Source organism: Frigoribacterium sp. CG_9.8 (assembly GCF_015751965.1).
Lineage (GTDB): Bacteria > Actinomycetota > Actinomycetes > Actinomycetales > Microbacteriaceae > Lacisediminihabitans.
Window position 1 is genome coordinate 156,542 of sequence record NZ_JADOVH010000002.1, and the last position, 14,110, is coordinate 170,651.

Below are 14,110 nucleotides of genomic sequence, written 5' to 3' on the forward strand. Positions count from 1 at the left end.
GACAGATCGGCGCGCGGTCCTGACAACAGGCGGGCCGCAGCGCTGTGGGTTACGGGCTACGACAGCACGTCGCGCAGCAGCTCCTGGTTCACGGATGTGCGGGCTCGGGACACTAGGTATCCAAGACCGAGCAGCGCGAACGGAAGCAGCACCAGCACCCAACCGATGGCGCTGAGGCCCCAGGAATCGACTGTGGGATCGACGCCATCGGCCACGGTGCCGGCGAGCAGCCCGAACCTCGACATCAGCAGGTATTCACCAAGAACAAGACCGACCGTCGCGAGGATTGGGGCGATGCTCCTCTGAAACACGTTCTCCTCGCCCCGGTTCCTGCGGAAGTACACCATGATCGCAATGCAGACGAGAATCTCGATCAGCACGATCGCCACGACCGACAGTCCGCTGAACCAGTAGAAGAGATTGAGCACGGGGTCGAGCCGGAAGACGGCGAAGGCGACGATGATGATCCCCGTGATTACCGAGGTAACCACGGATGCCGCCGCCGGCGCCCCGCGCCCGTTGACGGTACCGAGGCGGGCGGGAAGCACTCCGCCACGACCCATCGCGAAGAGGTAGCGGCTTGCCGCATTCTGAAACGCGAGGAGACCGGCGAACAGGCTCGAGAGCACCAGGATCGACATGACTGTCGCCATCCACGGTCCCACGTATTGGGTGGCAAGGGAGAACAACACTTCGGCGGGGGCGGCGAGTGGCACCGTGCCGATCGTCGAGAGCTCGGCCGTTCGCTCGACTACCTTCGATGCACCCATCCCGGTAACCATGGCGAATGCAGTGAGTGAGAAGAGCACGGTGATCACGATGACGGCGAGGTAGGTGGCGCGGGGTACAACTTTCTTTGGGTTGCGTGACTCTTCGCCGTAAATCGCCGTCGCCTCGAATCCGATGAACGAGGCGAACGCAAACGCGAACGCGATACCGGCGGATCCGGCGAGGCCACCGGCGACGATTGCTGCGGGGTTGAACGAGGCCCAGATATCGACGCCCTCCGGACCGCCATTGGCGAGGATGACGACGGAGGTGACCACGAGTGCAGTGAGTTCGAGGAGCATGAGAACTCCGAGCACGCGCGCGCCGATATCCACGCGCAACAGGGAGAGCACGGTCACGAGTGCCCAGGAAATGAGCGTCCAGGCCCACCACGGGAGCACACCAACCTGGCCGGCCATCACGGCGCCGAAGAATCCGTAGACCGCGAGCTGTACCGCCACGTAGGCGAGGATCGATACGAACGCGGAGGCGATACCGGCGTGACGACCGAGTCCGCGACCGATGTAGGCGAAGAAGGCTCCGGCATTGGTGACGCGCTGGCTCATCGCTGCGTAGCCGACGCTGAACAGCAGCAGGGTGATTCCGACCGCGAGGTAGGCGCCGGGTGCTGCTGCACCGTTGCCGAGCACGATGGCTACCGGTACCGCACCGGTCATTCCGACCAGCGGCGCCGCAGCCGCGACGACGAAGAACACGATACCGATGGTGCCGAGGCGACCCTTCTGCAGAGTCGTACCGGTGTCGCCTTCGGAGGCAGGGGCGTCTGGGGCCAGGGGGTCTGGAGCAAGTGCCATTTCGATACTCCTCATTGAGTTCGCTCAGCGGGGTGGTTCGGGTACGAGCAAGTCGTCCGTATCCGAACGAGTTAGCTAACTGTGGCGAACCGTGCGCCTGACGTCAAGTGCAATCGACAAGTTCATTCGGATACGAACAAGCGAAAAAATCTGGGCTATACTCTGGCGCTATGACTGCTCTCAACGGATTTCTCGCCCCGCTGACCCCCACCGGTGCGAGCTCGCTCGTGCCGAAGCCACCGTGGTACTACTCCGGCACACTGCTCACGGTGGAATACCTCACCGATCCGGCCAACGTGCGAGCTCTCCTGCCGGCGGACATCGATCTCGCACCCGACCGTCCGGGGGCCGTCGCCATCATCTGGGCAGACTGGCAGTCCTGCAGCGCGGGTGGCCTCGAACTGCTCGACCCCGTGCGCGCCCAGTACCTCGAGGCATTCGTCGTGGTGCGCTGCTCCCACCGGGGGGTCACCTACAGCCGCTGCGTCGCAATCTGGGTCACCAAGGACTTCGCGATTGCCCGCGGATGGTTCCAGGGCTACCCCAAGAAGCTCGGCTCTGTGCACGTCACACGGCTGTTCTCGCGCGGCAAGGCGACACCACGGCTCGAAGCTGGAGCGCAGATCGGGGCCTCGCTCTCCGCCTATGACCACCGGCTGGCATCCGCCGTCGTCACGCTGCGCGAACCCTCTGCTGACAACGGATTCGTCAACGGTCATCGGATGCTGCACAACCGCTTCATGCCCTCGATCAGCCAGGGCGAGGGTCTCTCTCTCGACCAGCTCGTGACCATGGGCGGCACCGACGCCGACCTCGGACCGGCCTGGCGCGGCGATGCGGAGCTGTCGCTCGCCGATTCGCCGTGGGACGAACTGCATTCCATCCTCCCGGTGGCGGAGATCCTCGGCGGGTACTACCGGGAACTCGGCGTGACCTTCACCGGCGGAGACCTCGTGGAGGACCGCTCGCGCGCCGTGTGAGCGTCGGCCCCGCTCCGTAGGCCACCGCTCCGTAGGCCACCGCTCAGTAGTCCATACCGCTCAGTAGTCCATACCGCTCAGTAGTCTTCAAGATATTCGTCGAGCTCCCAGCGGGTCACGTCGCGGGTGTGCGGATCCTCGACCGTCTGCTCGTAGCGGGCCACCTCATCCCGTTTCAGGATGCTGAAGACGTCCACGAGAGGGGCACCGAGCGCGTGGCGCAGCACCAGGTCGGCATCGAGTGCGTCCAGAGCCATGGTGAGGCTCGTCGGCAACACGGCCGCCGACTCGTTCTCGTACGACCAGCCGTCCGCACTCGGGGGTATCTCGAGCTCGCGGGTGAGTCCGTCAAGGCCAGCTGCCAACACAGCAGCGACCATCAAGTAGGGGTTTGCCGCGCCGTCGCCGATGCGTACCTCCAGTCGCGTGCCCGCTCCGCGTTCCGGCGGCACCCGCACCATCGAACTGCGGTTGTCGTGGCCCCAATTGGCTCGGTAGGGCGCGAGGGTGTCCGGGCCGAGTCGTTTGTAGGCGTTGACCGTGGGGTTGGTGAAGGCGGCGAGCGCCGGAGCATGGGCCAGGATGCCGGCAATCAGACGATTCGAGATGGTGGACAGTTGCCCATCCGGCTCACTCATCAGATTGGCGCCCGAGGAATCGATCACTGAAAAGTGCAGGTGGAATCCGCTGCCGCCCTCATCGGTCCACGGCTTGCCGAGGAAAGTCGCGAGCTTGCCGGCGCGCGCCACGATGTCCTTGATCGCCGTCTTGAACAGAAACGTGCGGTCGGCGGCACGCAGGGCCTCGCCGTGCCAGAGGTTGATTTCGTACTGCGATGGGCTGAACTCGTGATTGCCGGCCACGACCCCGATGTCCATTCGGTCGAGCATCCGCATCAGGTGCAGAAAGAGGCCGTCGGGGTCGACCCAGGCGCCGGTGGTGTACACGCGCCCGGTGCGGGTGAGTGCCCGCTGCCAGTCGCCGGTCGCTGAACGCTCGGCGATATAGAACTCGAGTTCCGGCCCGACAATCGGCGTGAGCCCGAGCGCGGTGTATTGCGCGATCACGTTGCGAAGCACTGACCGCGGCGCGAGGCTGCTCGCGGCACCGTTCGGCTCGAAAGCATCCGCAATGGCGAAGGCGACTCCCGGCTCCCACGGCATCAGCGTGACGGTGGACGGATCGATTCTGCTCACGAGGTCCTGCAGCCCGTCGGACATGATGGCGTTGCCGTCGAGCACACCGCCCTGGGTGGTGGTGACCCACACACCCTGGCAGAAGGTCGGGCCACTCGGAGCCGTGCGCTCCAGTTGGCTCACAAGCAGGTCTTTGGAGCGGGTGATCCCGAGGATATCGGCGTACACCAGCCGCAGCACATCGATACCTGTGGCCTCGAGCTCTGTGCGGAGTGCGGCTGCATCGAAAGTCATGAATCCTCCAGCCCGATAACCATGGGCACTGGATCGTTCGGCCCTGAACGATTAGTGCGATACTAGGGCTTAAACCGGTCAACGACGACATCCGCGATATCTGCGGCCCTTGGAATCAGTGTCAGAGTTTGGGCCCCACCCGACCGGCCTGACGGGGAAGAGCCAACAGAATAGGCGGTGACGATGACCATGCGTGCGCTGTTCATCCAGCACGACCATGTGAGCCCGACCGGCCCGGTTTCGGAGCGTTTGCGGCAACGTGGCTTCCACGTGGACGAACTGGTGATCGTCGATGAGCAGCATGTTGACACCCCCAATGTGCGCTTCGACTTTCCGGATGCATCCGACTATGACCTGCTCGTGCCGATGGGCGCACCGTGGGGGGCCTGGGACGACGCGGGCATCGGCCGCTGGCTGGTTCCGGAGATCAGCTGGCTTCGGGACGCCGTGAAAAGAGACATCCCGGTGCTCGGTATTTGCTTCGGTGGCCAGCTGCTGTCCCGGGCTCTCGGTGGCGCGGTCGCCGCTGCCGGTCGACCAGAGATCGGCTGGACGTCGATGCACAGCGACGACGACGGGCTCGTGCCATCCGGTCCCTGGTTCGAGTTCCACTACGACCGCTGGACGGTGCCGGCCGGCGCCCGCGAGATCGCGCGCACGCCATCCGCCTCCCAGGCGTTCACTCACGGAAGGAGCCTGGCCGTGCAGTTTCATCCCGAACTCACCGCCGCGAGCCTTGAGGGCTGGTTGAACGCTGGGGGCGCCGCGAAAGTGATCGCCGACGGCCAGGATCCGGATGCCATGCTCGCCCACACCAGGGCGGAAGAGTCAGCGGCCAGAGCGCGCACCGCCATGCTCGTCGACGCCTACCTCGAGCGGGTCGCCAAGGTGCTGCCGCGCCCCTAGCGCCACTGAGGTGTCAACTCGACAGGTTTTCATGCCGCTGAGGTGTCAACTTGACAGGTTCCCGCGCTGATTGAGCCTGCGAAGTTGACACCCGAGTGGCCGGGTGAGCGGCCGAGTGAGTGGCCGGGTGAGCGGCCGGGTGAGCGGCCGAGTGGCCGGGTGAGCGGCCGGCCGGGCCGCTAGCGCAGGGTCTCGAGGATCTCGATCACCCGCGCAGCATCCGTCTCGGGGTTCACGAACGCGAGACGCAACACCGTTTTGCCGTTGAGGGTCGTCGGCACGCAGAGCATCGTGCCCTCGACCGCGGTGGAATGCGACCAGGCCTGATAATCAGCCGTTTGCCAACCCGGACGGTCGAACACCACGACGGAGAGCTCCGGCTCCCGAACGAGCCGCAGGTGGTCGGATGCCCGGATGGCGCTCGCAACCGCCCGCGCGGTCTCGAGAGAGCATTCGATTGCATCCCGATACCGGTCGGTTCCGTGGGTGGCGAGACTGAACCAGAGGGGGAGCCCGCGCGCGCGCCGGCTCAGGTGCAGTGCGAGTTCGCTGGGATTCCACGACTCGCGATCCACGTTATCGAGGTAGTTGGCCCGCTGTGAGTGGGTCGCCCGGGCGAGCGCCGGGTCGCGGTAGAGCAGCGCGCAGCAGTCGTAGGGGGCGAAGAGCCATTTGTGCGGATCCACGATGAAGCTGTCGGCCTGCTCGATGCCGTTGAAGAGCGCGCGAACGCTCGGGGCGGCGAGTCCTGCCCCACCGTAGGCACCGTCCACGTGCAGCCAGACTCCGAATTCATGGGCGACGGCTGCGACATCCGCGAGGTCGTCCACGAGCCCCTCATTGGTGGTGCCGGCTGAGGCGACGACCGCGAACACGTCGGGGGAGCGCTCAAGCACGGCCCGGAGGGCCACCCCGGTGAGGTGGCCGCGAGCATCCATCGGCACCTCGATGACGTCGACGTCGAGCGCCTTCGCTGCCGAGCGGATGGAGGAGTGGGCGTTCGCGGTGCAGGCGAGCTGCCAGCCGCCGGACGGGCGACCTCCCCGGTGGGACTTCGCCGTCTCGCGAGCGGTCATGAGTGCGGAGAGATTGCCGGAGGTGCCGCCGGAGACGAAGCATCCGCCCGCTGAATCGGGCCAGCCGAGCAGCCCGACGATCCAGGCCAGTGCCTCGTTCTCGGCGTAGATCGCTCCCGCTCCCGCCTCCCACAGCCCACCGAAGATATTCGCAGCACTGGTCACGAGGTCGAATGCGATCGCGGCCCGGGTCGGCGCGGCGGCGATATACGCGAGATTGAGTGGGTCATCCTGCGACCGGGTGGCGGGCTCGAGCACGCGGTCCCAGACGCGCAGGGCGGCCTCCGCTCCGATGCCGGATGCGGTGATGGTCGGTCCGGCATCCAGGGCGAGATCCGTCGCCGAACGCGCGGTGGAGAGCGGATCGGTGTGCCGCACCACCCGCCGCGCAGCCCAGCTGGCCGCGAGGTCCACCGTTGCCGATTCGTCCCCCCAAATCTCATGCGACCCGATCTCATGCGACCCGACCTCATGCGACCCGGTACCCATTCGGTCGCTCATCTCGTGCTCGCCAGCTCGACCCGTACCGGGAACCGCTTGATGCCGTTGACGAAGTTGCTGCGCAGTTTCGAGACTTCGCCGAGACGGTGCATTCCGGTGATGCGGGGAAGCAGCTCTTCGTACATCACCCGGATCTCGAGCCGCGCGAGCGCGTTGCCGAGGCACATGTGCGGACCACCACGGCCAAAGGCCATGTGCTCGTTCGGATTGCGGGTGACATCCATGCGGTAGGGGTCATCGAAGACCTGCGGATCCCGGTTGCCGGCGGCGAACCAGGGCACGACCTTGTCGCCCTCTTTGATGGCCTGTCCGTTGATCTCCGTGTCGCGGGTGGCGGTGCGGCGAAAGTGGTAGACCGGGCTCGCCATTCGCAGAAACTCCTCGACCGCCCAGGGGATCAGCTCCGGCTTCTCCTGCAGCAGCGCGAGCTGGTCGGGGTTTTGCATGAGGTAGTCCATCGAATGGGTGATGGTGTGGCGGGTGGTCTCGTTTCCGGCGACGACGAGCAGCAGGAAGTAGCTGTTGAAGTCGCGTTCGCTCAGCGGGATGCCGTCCATCGGCGTCTGGTTGACCAGTCGGGAGACGAGGTCGGTGCCATCGCCTCCGCGCCGCTGCCTGGCGAGCTCATTGCCGTAGTCGAAGACCTCCTGGGCGGCGGGGGAGCGAAAGGGCAGCAGCCGATATTTCTCGCTCTCCGCAGAGTGCGCGAGCACGTCGGTGTGCTCCGGGTCGGTGTTGCCGACCATGCGATTGCCCCAGTCGATGAGGCGATAAATGTCGGTGTCGGGCACGTCGAGCATGCGGGCGAGCACGCGGATCGGAAAGTCGGCAGCCACCTCGGCGACGAAGTCGAACTCGGTCTTCGCGAAGGCGGCATCGAGCGTGGATGCCGTGAGGCCGCGCAGGAAAGTCTCGTACCCGGCCACCGCCTTCGGGGTGAACTCGCCCTGCATGAGCCGGCGAAGAGAGCGATGACGCACACCGTCAGTCTCGAGCATGGACTTGCGCGCCTCGATCTGCTCCGCATCCAGCTCCTCGAGGTTGACGGTGCCGCGCTCGCTCGAGAAGGTCTCGGTGTCGCGCAGCACGCCGACGATATCGTGGTACTTCGTCAGCGACCAGAAGCCGTGATTCGGGGCATCCTCTTCGTCCCAGTGCACGGGGGAGTTTGCACGCAGCTCGTCGAAGACCCGCCAGGGATCACCCGACTCGAAGAGATCCAAATCGGCCAAAGTGACATTCGTCGTCGAAGTCAACTCATTCCTCGCTATCAGGTTGGGGGTGTTGTTAGGGTACGAACAAGTTATCTCCGACGATAGGGCATCCTGCCCCGGTGCGATAGCGCATCGGATCGCGTCCGGCGGTCAATTAGAGTGAGCGCAGTCTGCATCGCACGTGAGAAGGAGTCCCGATGGCCGGAGCGCACACGCTCGCCGAAACCGAGCGCCAGGTCGACGCCCGACTCGGTGACCTGCGGCTCGACTACTCCGCGATGGCGGTCGCCTCCAACCTGTTTCGGGCGGCCAATGCGGTGCGCAATCATTTTGAGCGCACGGTGCTGTCGGAAAACAACCTGTCATGGACGGCCTTCGTCGTGCTCTGGGTCACCTGGATCTGGGAGCCGATCGAGACCCGCCAGATCGCTCTCGAGGGTGGATTCTCCAAGGCGACACTCACCGGAGTGCTCTCCACCCTCGAGGGGCGCGGATGGCTCGCTCGAGAGCGCAGCGCGAGTGACGGTCGCCTCGTGGTGGTGCGCCTCACCCCCGCCGGGCGCTCCCTGATGAATACTCTCTTCCCGGCGTTCAACCTGCAGGAGCGTCATATCGCGAGCCCGATCGATCCTGCGCGCCGCGACGAATTCGCCGAGATGCTTCGCCTCGTGACTGCGCACGCAGAGAAGTCGGAGTAACGAGCGCAGCCAGTGGTTGTAGAGCCTCCCGGGATTCGCTATGGTAATTCATTAGTATCCGAATGACTTAACGAGGAGTCCTTCGACCCGGGAGGCGGCGCGATGACCAGCACCAGCGGCGCGGCGCTGCACCGCATCGAAGTCGCCGGCGTCGCGGTCGATACCCGTCATTACATCGGCGGGTTGCGGGTCGCATCCGCCGAGACCTTCGCCAACACCTCGCCGATCGATGGCTCATTTCTTGGTGCGATCTCCCGTGGAACGGCTGTCGAGGTCGAATTGGCTGTCACGGCTGCCCGGGATGCCTTCCCCGGCTGGGCGGCGACACCTCCGTCCGCGCGCGCCGCGATCCTGCACCGCATCGCCGACCTCGTCGAGCAAAATCTTGATGCGCTCGCCAACATTGAGACCCTCGACAATGGGGGTTTGCTTCGCAGCAACCTGCGCGGGGTCATGCCTCGGGTGGCCCACAACGTGCGGTTCTTCGCCGACTGGCTCGTCGAGCACCTCCACGTCGACGACTTCGAAACGCGGGGGCACAGCAACCACGTGAGCTGGGATCCGTCGGGAGTCGCCGCGATCATCACGCCGTGGAACGCCCCGCTGATGCTCGCCACCTGGCGCATCGCTCCTGCGCTCGCCGCCGGCGACACGGTCGTGCTGAAACCCGCCGAGTGGACGCCGCTCACGGCGTCCTTCTTCGCCGACCTCACCAAGCAGGCCGGCCTGCCCGACGGAGTGTTCAACGTCGTGCAGGGCTACGGGGCTGAAGCCGGCGCCGCGCTCGTCGCGCATCCCGCTCTGAGCCGAATTTCCTTCACCGGCTCGGTGCCGACGGCCAAGTCGATCGCCCGCGCGGCGGCGGAGAACCTCACCCCCTGCAGCTTCGAGCTTGGCGGCAAGAGCCCGTGCATCGTGCTCGCCGATGCCGACATCGAGCTCGCGGCATCCCTCGCGGTGGAGCAGTACGACAATGCCGGACAGGTCTGCCTGTCGGGCACGCGGCTGCTCGTTCACGAGAGCGTCGCTGCCGAGTTCACGGCAGTTTTTATCCGCAAGGTCGAGGCGCTCGTGCAGGGTGATCCGCGGGATCCGCTCAGCGACATCGGCCCGCAGGTGCACCGCACGCACCTTGAGCGCATCACCGGTTTCGTCGACCGCGCGAGAGCGGATGGCGCGACTATCCGTTTCGGAGGCGAACAGAATTCCCGGCTCGGCGGCCTCTACTTTCGCCCCACTCTCGTGGATGACCCGGCCCCCGGTAGTGAGATCGTGACGCAGGAGGTCTTCGGACCGGTGCTCACAATGCAGACCTTCGCCACCGACGAAGAGGCGATCGCGCTCGCAAACGGCACCGAATTCGGCCTCGCCGCGGTGGTCGTCGCCGGCGACCGCGCCCACGCCGAGGCGATCACGACCCGGCTGGTAGCCGGCACGATCTGGGTCAACTGCTTCTTCGTGCGCGACCTCCGAGCGCCATTCGGCGGCTCGAAGAAATCCGGGGTCGGCCGCGAGGGCGGCACCTGGTCATTCGATTTCTATGCGGACGTGAAGAACACGGTCGTCGCTCCCAACGGTTGGAAGGAATAGCTCATGGGTGAAATTGTCGGTGTTGGCCTGATCGCGCACGTGCCAACCATCATGCTGTCGAAAGAGATACGCATGGAGCTGAACGAGGGGAAGGACTCGACTCTCGTCTCGGGCCTCGAGAAGCTCCGGGCGGATATCTTCGAGACTGCCGGTGAGGGGACTGAGGACTACGACACCGTCATCGTGCTCGACAGCCACTGGGCATCCACCGTCGAGTTCATCGTCACCTCGCAGGAGCGCCGTCACGGCCTGTTCACCTCGGAGGAACTGCCGCGGGGCATGCACGGCGTGCCATTTGACTTTCGCGGTGACCCGGAACTCGCCGAGCTTATCGCTGCGCAGGACGAGAAGAATGGCACCTGGATCACCCCGATCGACGACCCAGACCTACCGGTGATGTACGCGACGATCAACCTCTGGAAGTACCTCGGTGAGGGCCTGCCCGATAAGAAGTGGATCAGCGTGAGCCTCTGCCAGACCGCCACCGATGAGGACTTCCTGCGAGCCGGCCGCGCGATCGGCGAGGCCGTTGCCAAGAGTGATCGACGGGTCATCCTGCTCGCCTCCGGTGCCCTGTCGCACACTTTTTATAAGCTGCGCGAGTTGCGTAAGCATGAGATGGCGGATCCGAGTCACATCTTCTCGGAGGCGGCGCGTGTTGCCGACTACGAGCGTCTCGACTGGTTCACGGCGGGCGACCACGCGAAGGTGCTGGAGACGATGCCGGCGTTCCACCGGGTGCGCCCGGAGGGCATGTTTGGGCATTGGCTACTCACGATCGGCGCCATCGGCGAAGAGGCCTGCACTGCTCCCGGGGTGCTCTACAGCGAATACGAGAACTCGATCGGCACCGGCCAGGTGCATGTGTGGTTCCCGCGACCCGAGGGTGGATTCCCTCCGGCGAAAGACCTGGTGCTCTCGCGTGAGTGAGCACACGCGTGAGACAGGCACAGTCGGAGCAGGCACGGTCGAGACCCGCCGCATCCTGCTCGACGGATTCGCCACCGAAGTGGTGCGACACGGTGACACCCTGGTGGCCGCCGATGGGCGTGAAGTGGGAGTGGATGAGGCGCGGCACCTGCCGCCGTCGGTTCCGTCGAAGATCATCGCGGTACACCTCAACTACGCGAGCCGCACCGACGAGTTCATGACCAAGCTTCCCGCTGCCCCCACCTACTTTCACAAACCGGTCACCGCCCTCAACAGCCACGGCGGCTCGGTCGTTCGGCCGCTTGGCTGCAAGTGGCTCAACTTCGAGGGCGAGATCGTCATCGTGATCGGTCGCACCTGCCGCAATGTCTCGCCGGACAAGGCTAGCGACTACATCGCTGGCTACACGATCGGCAACGACTTCGGGCTGCATGACTTCCGTGACACGGATGCCGGCTCGATGCTGCGGGTCAAGGGCAGCGACACCCTGGCCCCGGTGGGCCCCGGGCTCGTGAGTGGCTGGGACTTTCGCCACAAACAGATCCGCACCCTCGTCAACGGGGTGGTCAAGCAAGACGACAACACCGCGAATATGGAGTGGGATATGAACTACCTCGTGGCCGACATCGCGCGCACCATCACCCTGAGCCCCGGCGACCTGCTCTTCTCCGGCACGCCGGCGTTCTCCCGTCCGGTCGAGCCGGGGGATGTCGTCGAGGTTGAGGTCGAAGGCCTCGGCACCCTGTCAAACCTGATTGTCACCGGGTTAACCGCAATCCGCACCGATGTCGGAGCCCAGCCCACCGAGAGCGAAGAGGTGGTCTCCACCGCGCTCGGGGGCGACTGGGAGTTCCGGGGCATCCGCACCCCATCTAAAGACCTCTACCCGTCGACCGTGGTTGACCCGCGCATGAAGGAGCAGCCGTGATCAAGATCGAGGTCAACATGGAGCTCTGCCAGCACTACGGGCAGTGCGTATTCGAGGCGCCGAACCTCTTCAAGCTGGATGACGACGACAAGCTCGAATACCACGCAGAAGCGGATGACTCGGAGCGCGACAATGTCGAATCAGCCGTCGACGTCTGCCCGATGCAGGCCATTCGAATCGTCGAGTAGCGCCGTGCCGGATGCTGTGCCGGTGACCATCGCGCCGGTCATTATTGTGGGCGCGTCGCTGGGTGCGCTTCGCACCGCTGAGGCTCTGCGCCGGGCCGGTTACGCGGGCCCGCTGACCGTGATCGGTGAAGAGCCGCACGCTCCCTATAACCGTCCGCCGCTCTCAAAAGAGGTGCTCTCTACCGGGGTATCGCACAGTGCAGTCGCCTTCCCGGCCCGGGCGGCCACGGCAGACGTGGAGTGGATGCTCAGCGCTCGCGTCGTCTCCGCCGATCTCGAGGCTCGCACCGTGACGGCTGACGATGGTCGAAAACATCCGTGGCGCGCCCTGGTGATCGCCACCGGACTTCGCTCACGGCGGCTGGATCTCCCGCTCATCGCCGGGCGGCACACCGTGCGCACCCTCGACGATGCGATGGCCCTGCGCGACGAACTCGTGCCCGGCGCGAGCGTCGTGATGGTAGGAGCCGGCTTCATTGGTTGCGAGGTGGCGGCAACGGCACGCAAGCTCGGCTGCGAGGTCACGATCGTGGCACCCGGGGCCGAGCCGCTCATCCGGCCGCTCGGGGCGTTGGTGGGCGCGGAGCTCCGGCGTCGTCACGAACAGCACGGGGTGTCATTCGCACTCGGCCGCACGGTCGCCGCCATTCTTGGCGAGGTCGCATTCGAGGGTCTGCAACTTGACACTGGCGAGGTCATTGCCGGGGACGTGCTGGTTGAGGCAATCGGCTCCGTGTGCAACACCGACTGGCTCGATGGCACCTCTCTCGACCTCACCGATGGTGTGCTCGCGGATTCCGCGCTCCGGGCGGTATCGACCGACGGCACCGCGCATGACGACATCTACGTGGTCGGCGACATCGCGCGCTTCCCCAACCGCATGTTCGATGACGTTGCACGCCGGATCGAGCACTGGAACATCCCGACCGACACGGGAAAACGTGTGGGTGCGGTACTCGGAGCTTGGCTTGCCGACGATGGGTCGTTTGCCGAGCTGGTGACGCGAGAGTTCACGCCGATGCCAGCGTTCTGGTCGAACCAGTTCGAGGTGGGTGTGCAGGCCTATGGGCTGCCAGCGCTGACCGATGGCGACATCCGCATCCTTCAGGGTGAACTGTCCGGTGCGGTCGCCGTCGGGTATTACCGGGCGGATCGCCTGGTCGGGGTCGTCGGGCTCGGTCTCAAGGCAGAGCTTCTGCCCTATCGGCAGCAGATCACCGCGCTAGCGTCAGGCAAGTTGACCTAGGCGAATAGGCTGGCCGCATGAGCGACAGAGTTGAACCCCTAGCCATCGCTGTCGCGCAAATTGCTCCCGGCGAAGACACCGCGGCCAATCTCGAGCAGCTGCGCGATCTCGCCACGACCGCGGCATCCCGCGGCGCGAAGCTAGTAGTTTTTCCGGAATACTCTTCCTACTTTTCACCGGCGCTCGGCTCGAACTCTGTTGCAGCCGCCGAGGCTCTCGACGGCCCGTTCGTGGCCGGGCTCGAGGCGATTGCGAAGGTGCTGGATATCCACATCGTGGCCGGGATGCTCGAGCGTTCTGACGACGACTCCCGGTTCTTCAACACGCTGGTGGCGCTCGACCCCCACGGCACGCTGGTGGCGAAGTGCCGCAAACTGCACCTGTATGACGCGTTCGGTCAGCGGGAGAGCGACTGGGTCATGCCCGGTCCGATCGAAGAGCCGCGGCTCTTCGCTCTCGGTGATCTGACCGTGGGAATGCAGACCTGCTACGACATCCGCTTTCCCGAGGTAAGCCGGCGAATCGTCGACGCGGGAGCGGATGTCATTGTGCTGCCAAGCGAGTGGGTGCGGGGCCCGCTCAAGGAGCAGCACTGGCGCACTCTGGTCACGGCGCGCGCTATCGAGAACACCGTGTATTTCGCTGCTGCCGATCACGGTCCGCCGGTCGGGGCCGGTAACAGCATGATCGTAGATCCGATGGGTGTCGAGCTCGCGACTATCGGCGATGAAACGGGAGTGGCGATCGCCTGGGTGTCAGTGGCACGGATCGCTGCAGTGCGCGCGGTGAACCCGGCGCTCGCGCTGCGCCGCTTCGGTGTGCACGCTCTGCCGCACTAGC

Annotated in this window: 13 protein-coding genes; 9 read left to right on the forward strand and 4 right to left on the reverse strand. The window is 65.3% G+C overall.

From position 1 onward, the window contains the following. Positions 1-56: 56 nt before the first annotated feature. Positions 57-1,583 carry an APC family permease gene (locus tag IWX88_RS05610; protein ID WP_196828134.1) on the reverse strand — a complete coding sequence of 509 codons (1,527 nt, stop codon included), beginning with the start codon at positions 1,581-1,583 and terminating at the stop codon, positions 57-59. Between the two features lie 170 nt (positions 1,584-1,753). Between IWX88_RS05610 and IWX88_RS05615 the strand changes: the two genes are divergently transcribed. After that, positions 1,754-2,563 (forward strand): acetoacetate decarboxylase family protein, encoded by an 810-nt coding sequence (locus tag IWX88_RS05615; protein WP_196828136.1) that lies wholly within the window; start codon positions 1,754-1,756, stop codon positions 2,561-2,563. A gap of 77 nt (positions 2,564-2,640) precedes the next feature. Here IWX88_RS05615 and IWX88_RS05620 read toward each other — a convergent pair whose 3' ends face one another. Further along, entirely contained in the window at positions 2,641-3,993 is a 1,353-nt protein-coding gene (locus IWX88_RS05620) for a glutamine synthetase family protein (RefSeq protein ID WP_196828138.1), read from the reverse strand. A gap of 183 nt (positions 3,994-4,176) precedes the next feature. On the opposite strand from IWX88_RS05620, the gene IWX88_RS05625 reads away from it, so the two are divergent. Then, positions 4,177-4,899, forward strand: coding sequence for a type 1 glutamine amidotransferase (locus IWX88_RS05625; RefSeq protein WP_231368915.1), 723 nt, complete (start codon positions 4,177-4,179; stop codon positions 4,897-4,899). Between the two features lie 179 nt (positions 4,900-5,078). Here the strand turns inward: IWX88_RS05625 and IWX88_RS05630 are convergent, their stop codons facing one another. Together IWX88_RS05630 and IWX88_RS05635 are read right to left on the reverse strand one after the other, a co-directional pair. Then, positions 5,079-6,476 carry an aminotransferase class V-fold PLP-dependent enzyme gene (locus tag IWX88_RS05630; RefSeq protein WP_231368916.1) on the reverse strand — a complete coding sequence of 466 codons (1,398 nt, stop codon included), beginning with the start codon at positions 6,474-6,476 and terminating at the stop codon, positions 5,079-5,081. Then, positions 6,473-7,708, reverse strand: coding sequence for a cytochrome P450 (locus tag IWX88_RS05635; protein ID WP_231368917.1), 1,236 nt, complete (start codon positions 7,706-7,708; stop codon positions 6,473-6,475). Before IWX88_RS05635 ends, IWX88_RS05630 begins: the two co-directional genes overlap by 4 nt. Positions 7,709-7,887: 179 nt before the next feature. Here IWX88_RS05635 and IWX88_RS05640 point away from each other — a divergent pair, with 179 nt between their 5' ends. The 7 genes from IWX88_RS05640 to IWX88_RS05670 all read left to right on the forward strand — a co-directional run bounded on the left by IWX88_RS05640 (position 7,888) and on the right by IWX88_RS05670 (position 14,109). After that, positions 7,888-8,388, forward strand: coding sequence for a MarR family winged helix-turn-helix transcriptional regulator (locus IWX88_RS05640; protein WP_196828142.1), 501 nt, complete (start codon positions 7,888-7,890; stop codon positions 8,386-8,388). 102 nt (positions 8,389-8,490) lie between these two features. Further along, a complete protein-coding gene (locus IWX88_RS05645) occupies positions 8,491-9,978 on the forward strand; it encodes an aldehyde dehydrogenase (RefSeq protein WP_231368918.1) in 1,488 nt (495 codons plus the stop codon). Between the two features lie 3 nt (positions 9,979-9,981). Next, on the forward strand, positions 9,982-10,908 hold the full coding sequence (locus IWX88_RS05650; RefSeq protein WP_196828144.1) for a catechol 1,2-dioxygenase: 927 nt from the start codon (positions 9,982-9,984) through the stop codon (positions 10,906-10,908). Continuing rightward, positions 10,901-11,836, forward strand: a complete 936-nt coding sequence (locus IWX88_RS05655) for a fumarylacetoacetate hydrolase family protein (protein WP_370568194.1) — start codon at positions 10,901-10,903, stop codon at positions 11,834-11,836. Before IWX88_RS05650 ends, IWX88_RS05655 begins: the two co-directional genes overlap by 8 nt. Beyond that, positions 11,833-12,024, forward strand: coding sequence for a ferredoxin (locus tag IWX88_RS05660; protein ID WP_196828148.1), 192 nt, complete (start codon positions 11,833-11,835; stop codon positions 12,022-12,024). The genes IWX88_RS05655 and IWX88_RS05660 overlap by 4 nt, the downstream gene beginning before the upstream one ends. A gap of 4 nt (positions 12,025-12,028) precedes the next feature. After that, positions 12,029-13,270 (forward strand): NAD(P)/FAD-dependent oxidoreductase, encoded by a 1,242-nt coding sequence (locus IWX88_RS05665; RefSeq protein WP_370568195.1) that lies wholly within the window; start codon positions 12,029-12,031, stop codon positions 13,268-13,270. Between the two features lie 17 nt (positions 13,271-13,287). Then, entirely contained in the window at positions 13,288-14,109 is an 822-nt protein-coding gene (locus tag IWX88_RS05670; RefSeq protein ID WP_196828152.1) for a carbon-nitrogen hydrolase family protein, read from the forward strand. Position 14,110: the final 1 nt, after the last annotated feature.

What these genes read in the sequence shown, in the direction of transcription:
- IWX88_RS05610 (WP_196828134.1), bottom strand. Translation starts at nt 1,583, where the DNA reads ATGGCACTTGCTCCAGACCCCCTGGCCCCAGACGCCCCTGCCTCCGAA.
- IWX88_RS05615 (WP_196828136.1), top strand. Translation starts at nt 1,754, where the DNA reads ATGACTGCTCTCAACGGATTTCTCGCCCCGCTGACCCCCACCGGTGCG.
- IWX88_RS05620 (WP_196828138.1), bottom strand. Translation starts at nt 3,993, where the DNA reads ATGACTTTCGATGCAGCCGCACTCCGCACAGAGCTCGAGGCCACAGGT.
- IWX88_RS05625 (WP_231368915.1), top strand. Translation starts at nt 4,177, where the DNA reads ATGACCATGCGTGCGCTGTTCATCCAGCACGACCATGTGAGCCCGACC.
- IWX88_RS05630 (WP_231368916.1), bottom strand. Translation starts at nt 6,476, where the DNA reads ATGAGCGACCGAATGGGTACCGGGTCGCATGAGGTCGGGTCGCATGAG.
- IWX88_RS05640 (WP_196828142.1), top strand. Translation starts at nt 7,888, where the DNA reads ATGGCCGGAGCGCACACGCTCGCCGAAACCGAGCGCCAGGTCGACGCC.
- IWX88_RS05645 (WP_231368918.1), top strand. Translation starts at nt 8,491, where the DNA reads ATGACCAGCACCAGCGGCGCGGCGCTGCACCGCATCGAAGTCGCCGGC.
- IWX88_RS05650 (WP_196828144.1), top strand. Translation starts at nt 9,982, where the DNA reads ATGGGTGAAATTGTCGGTGTTGGCCTGATCGCGCACGTGCCAACCATC.
- IWX88_RS05670 (WP_196828152.1), top strand. Translation starts at nt 13,288, where the DNA reads ATGAGCGACAGAGTTGAACCCCTAGCCATCGCTGTCGCGCAAATTGCT.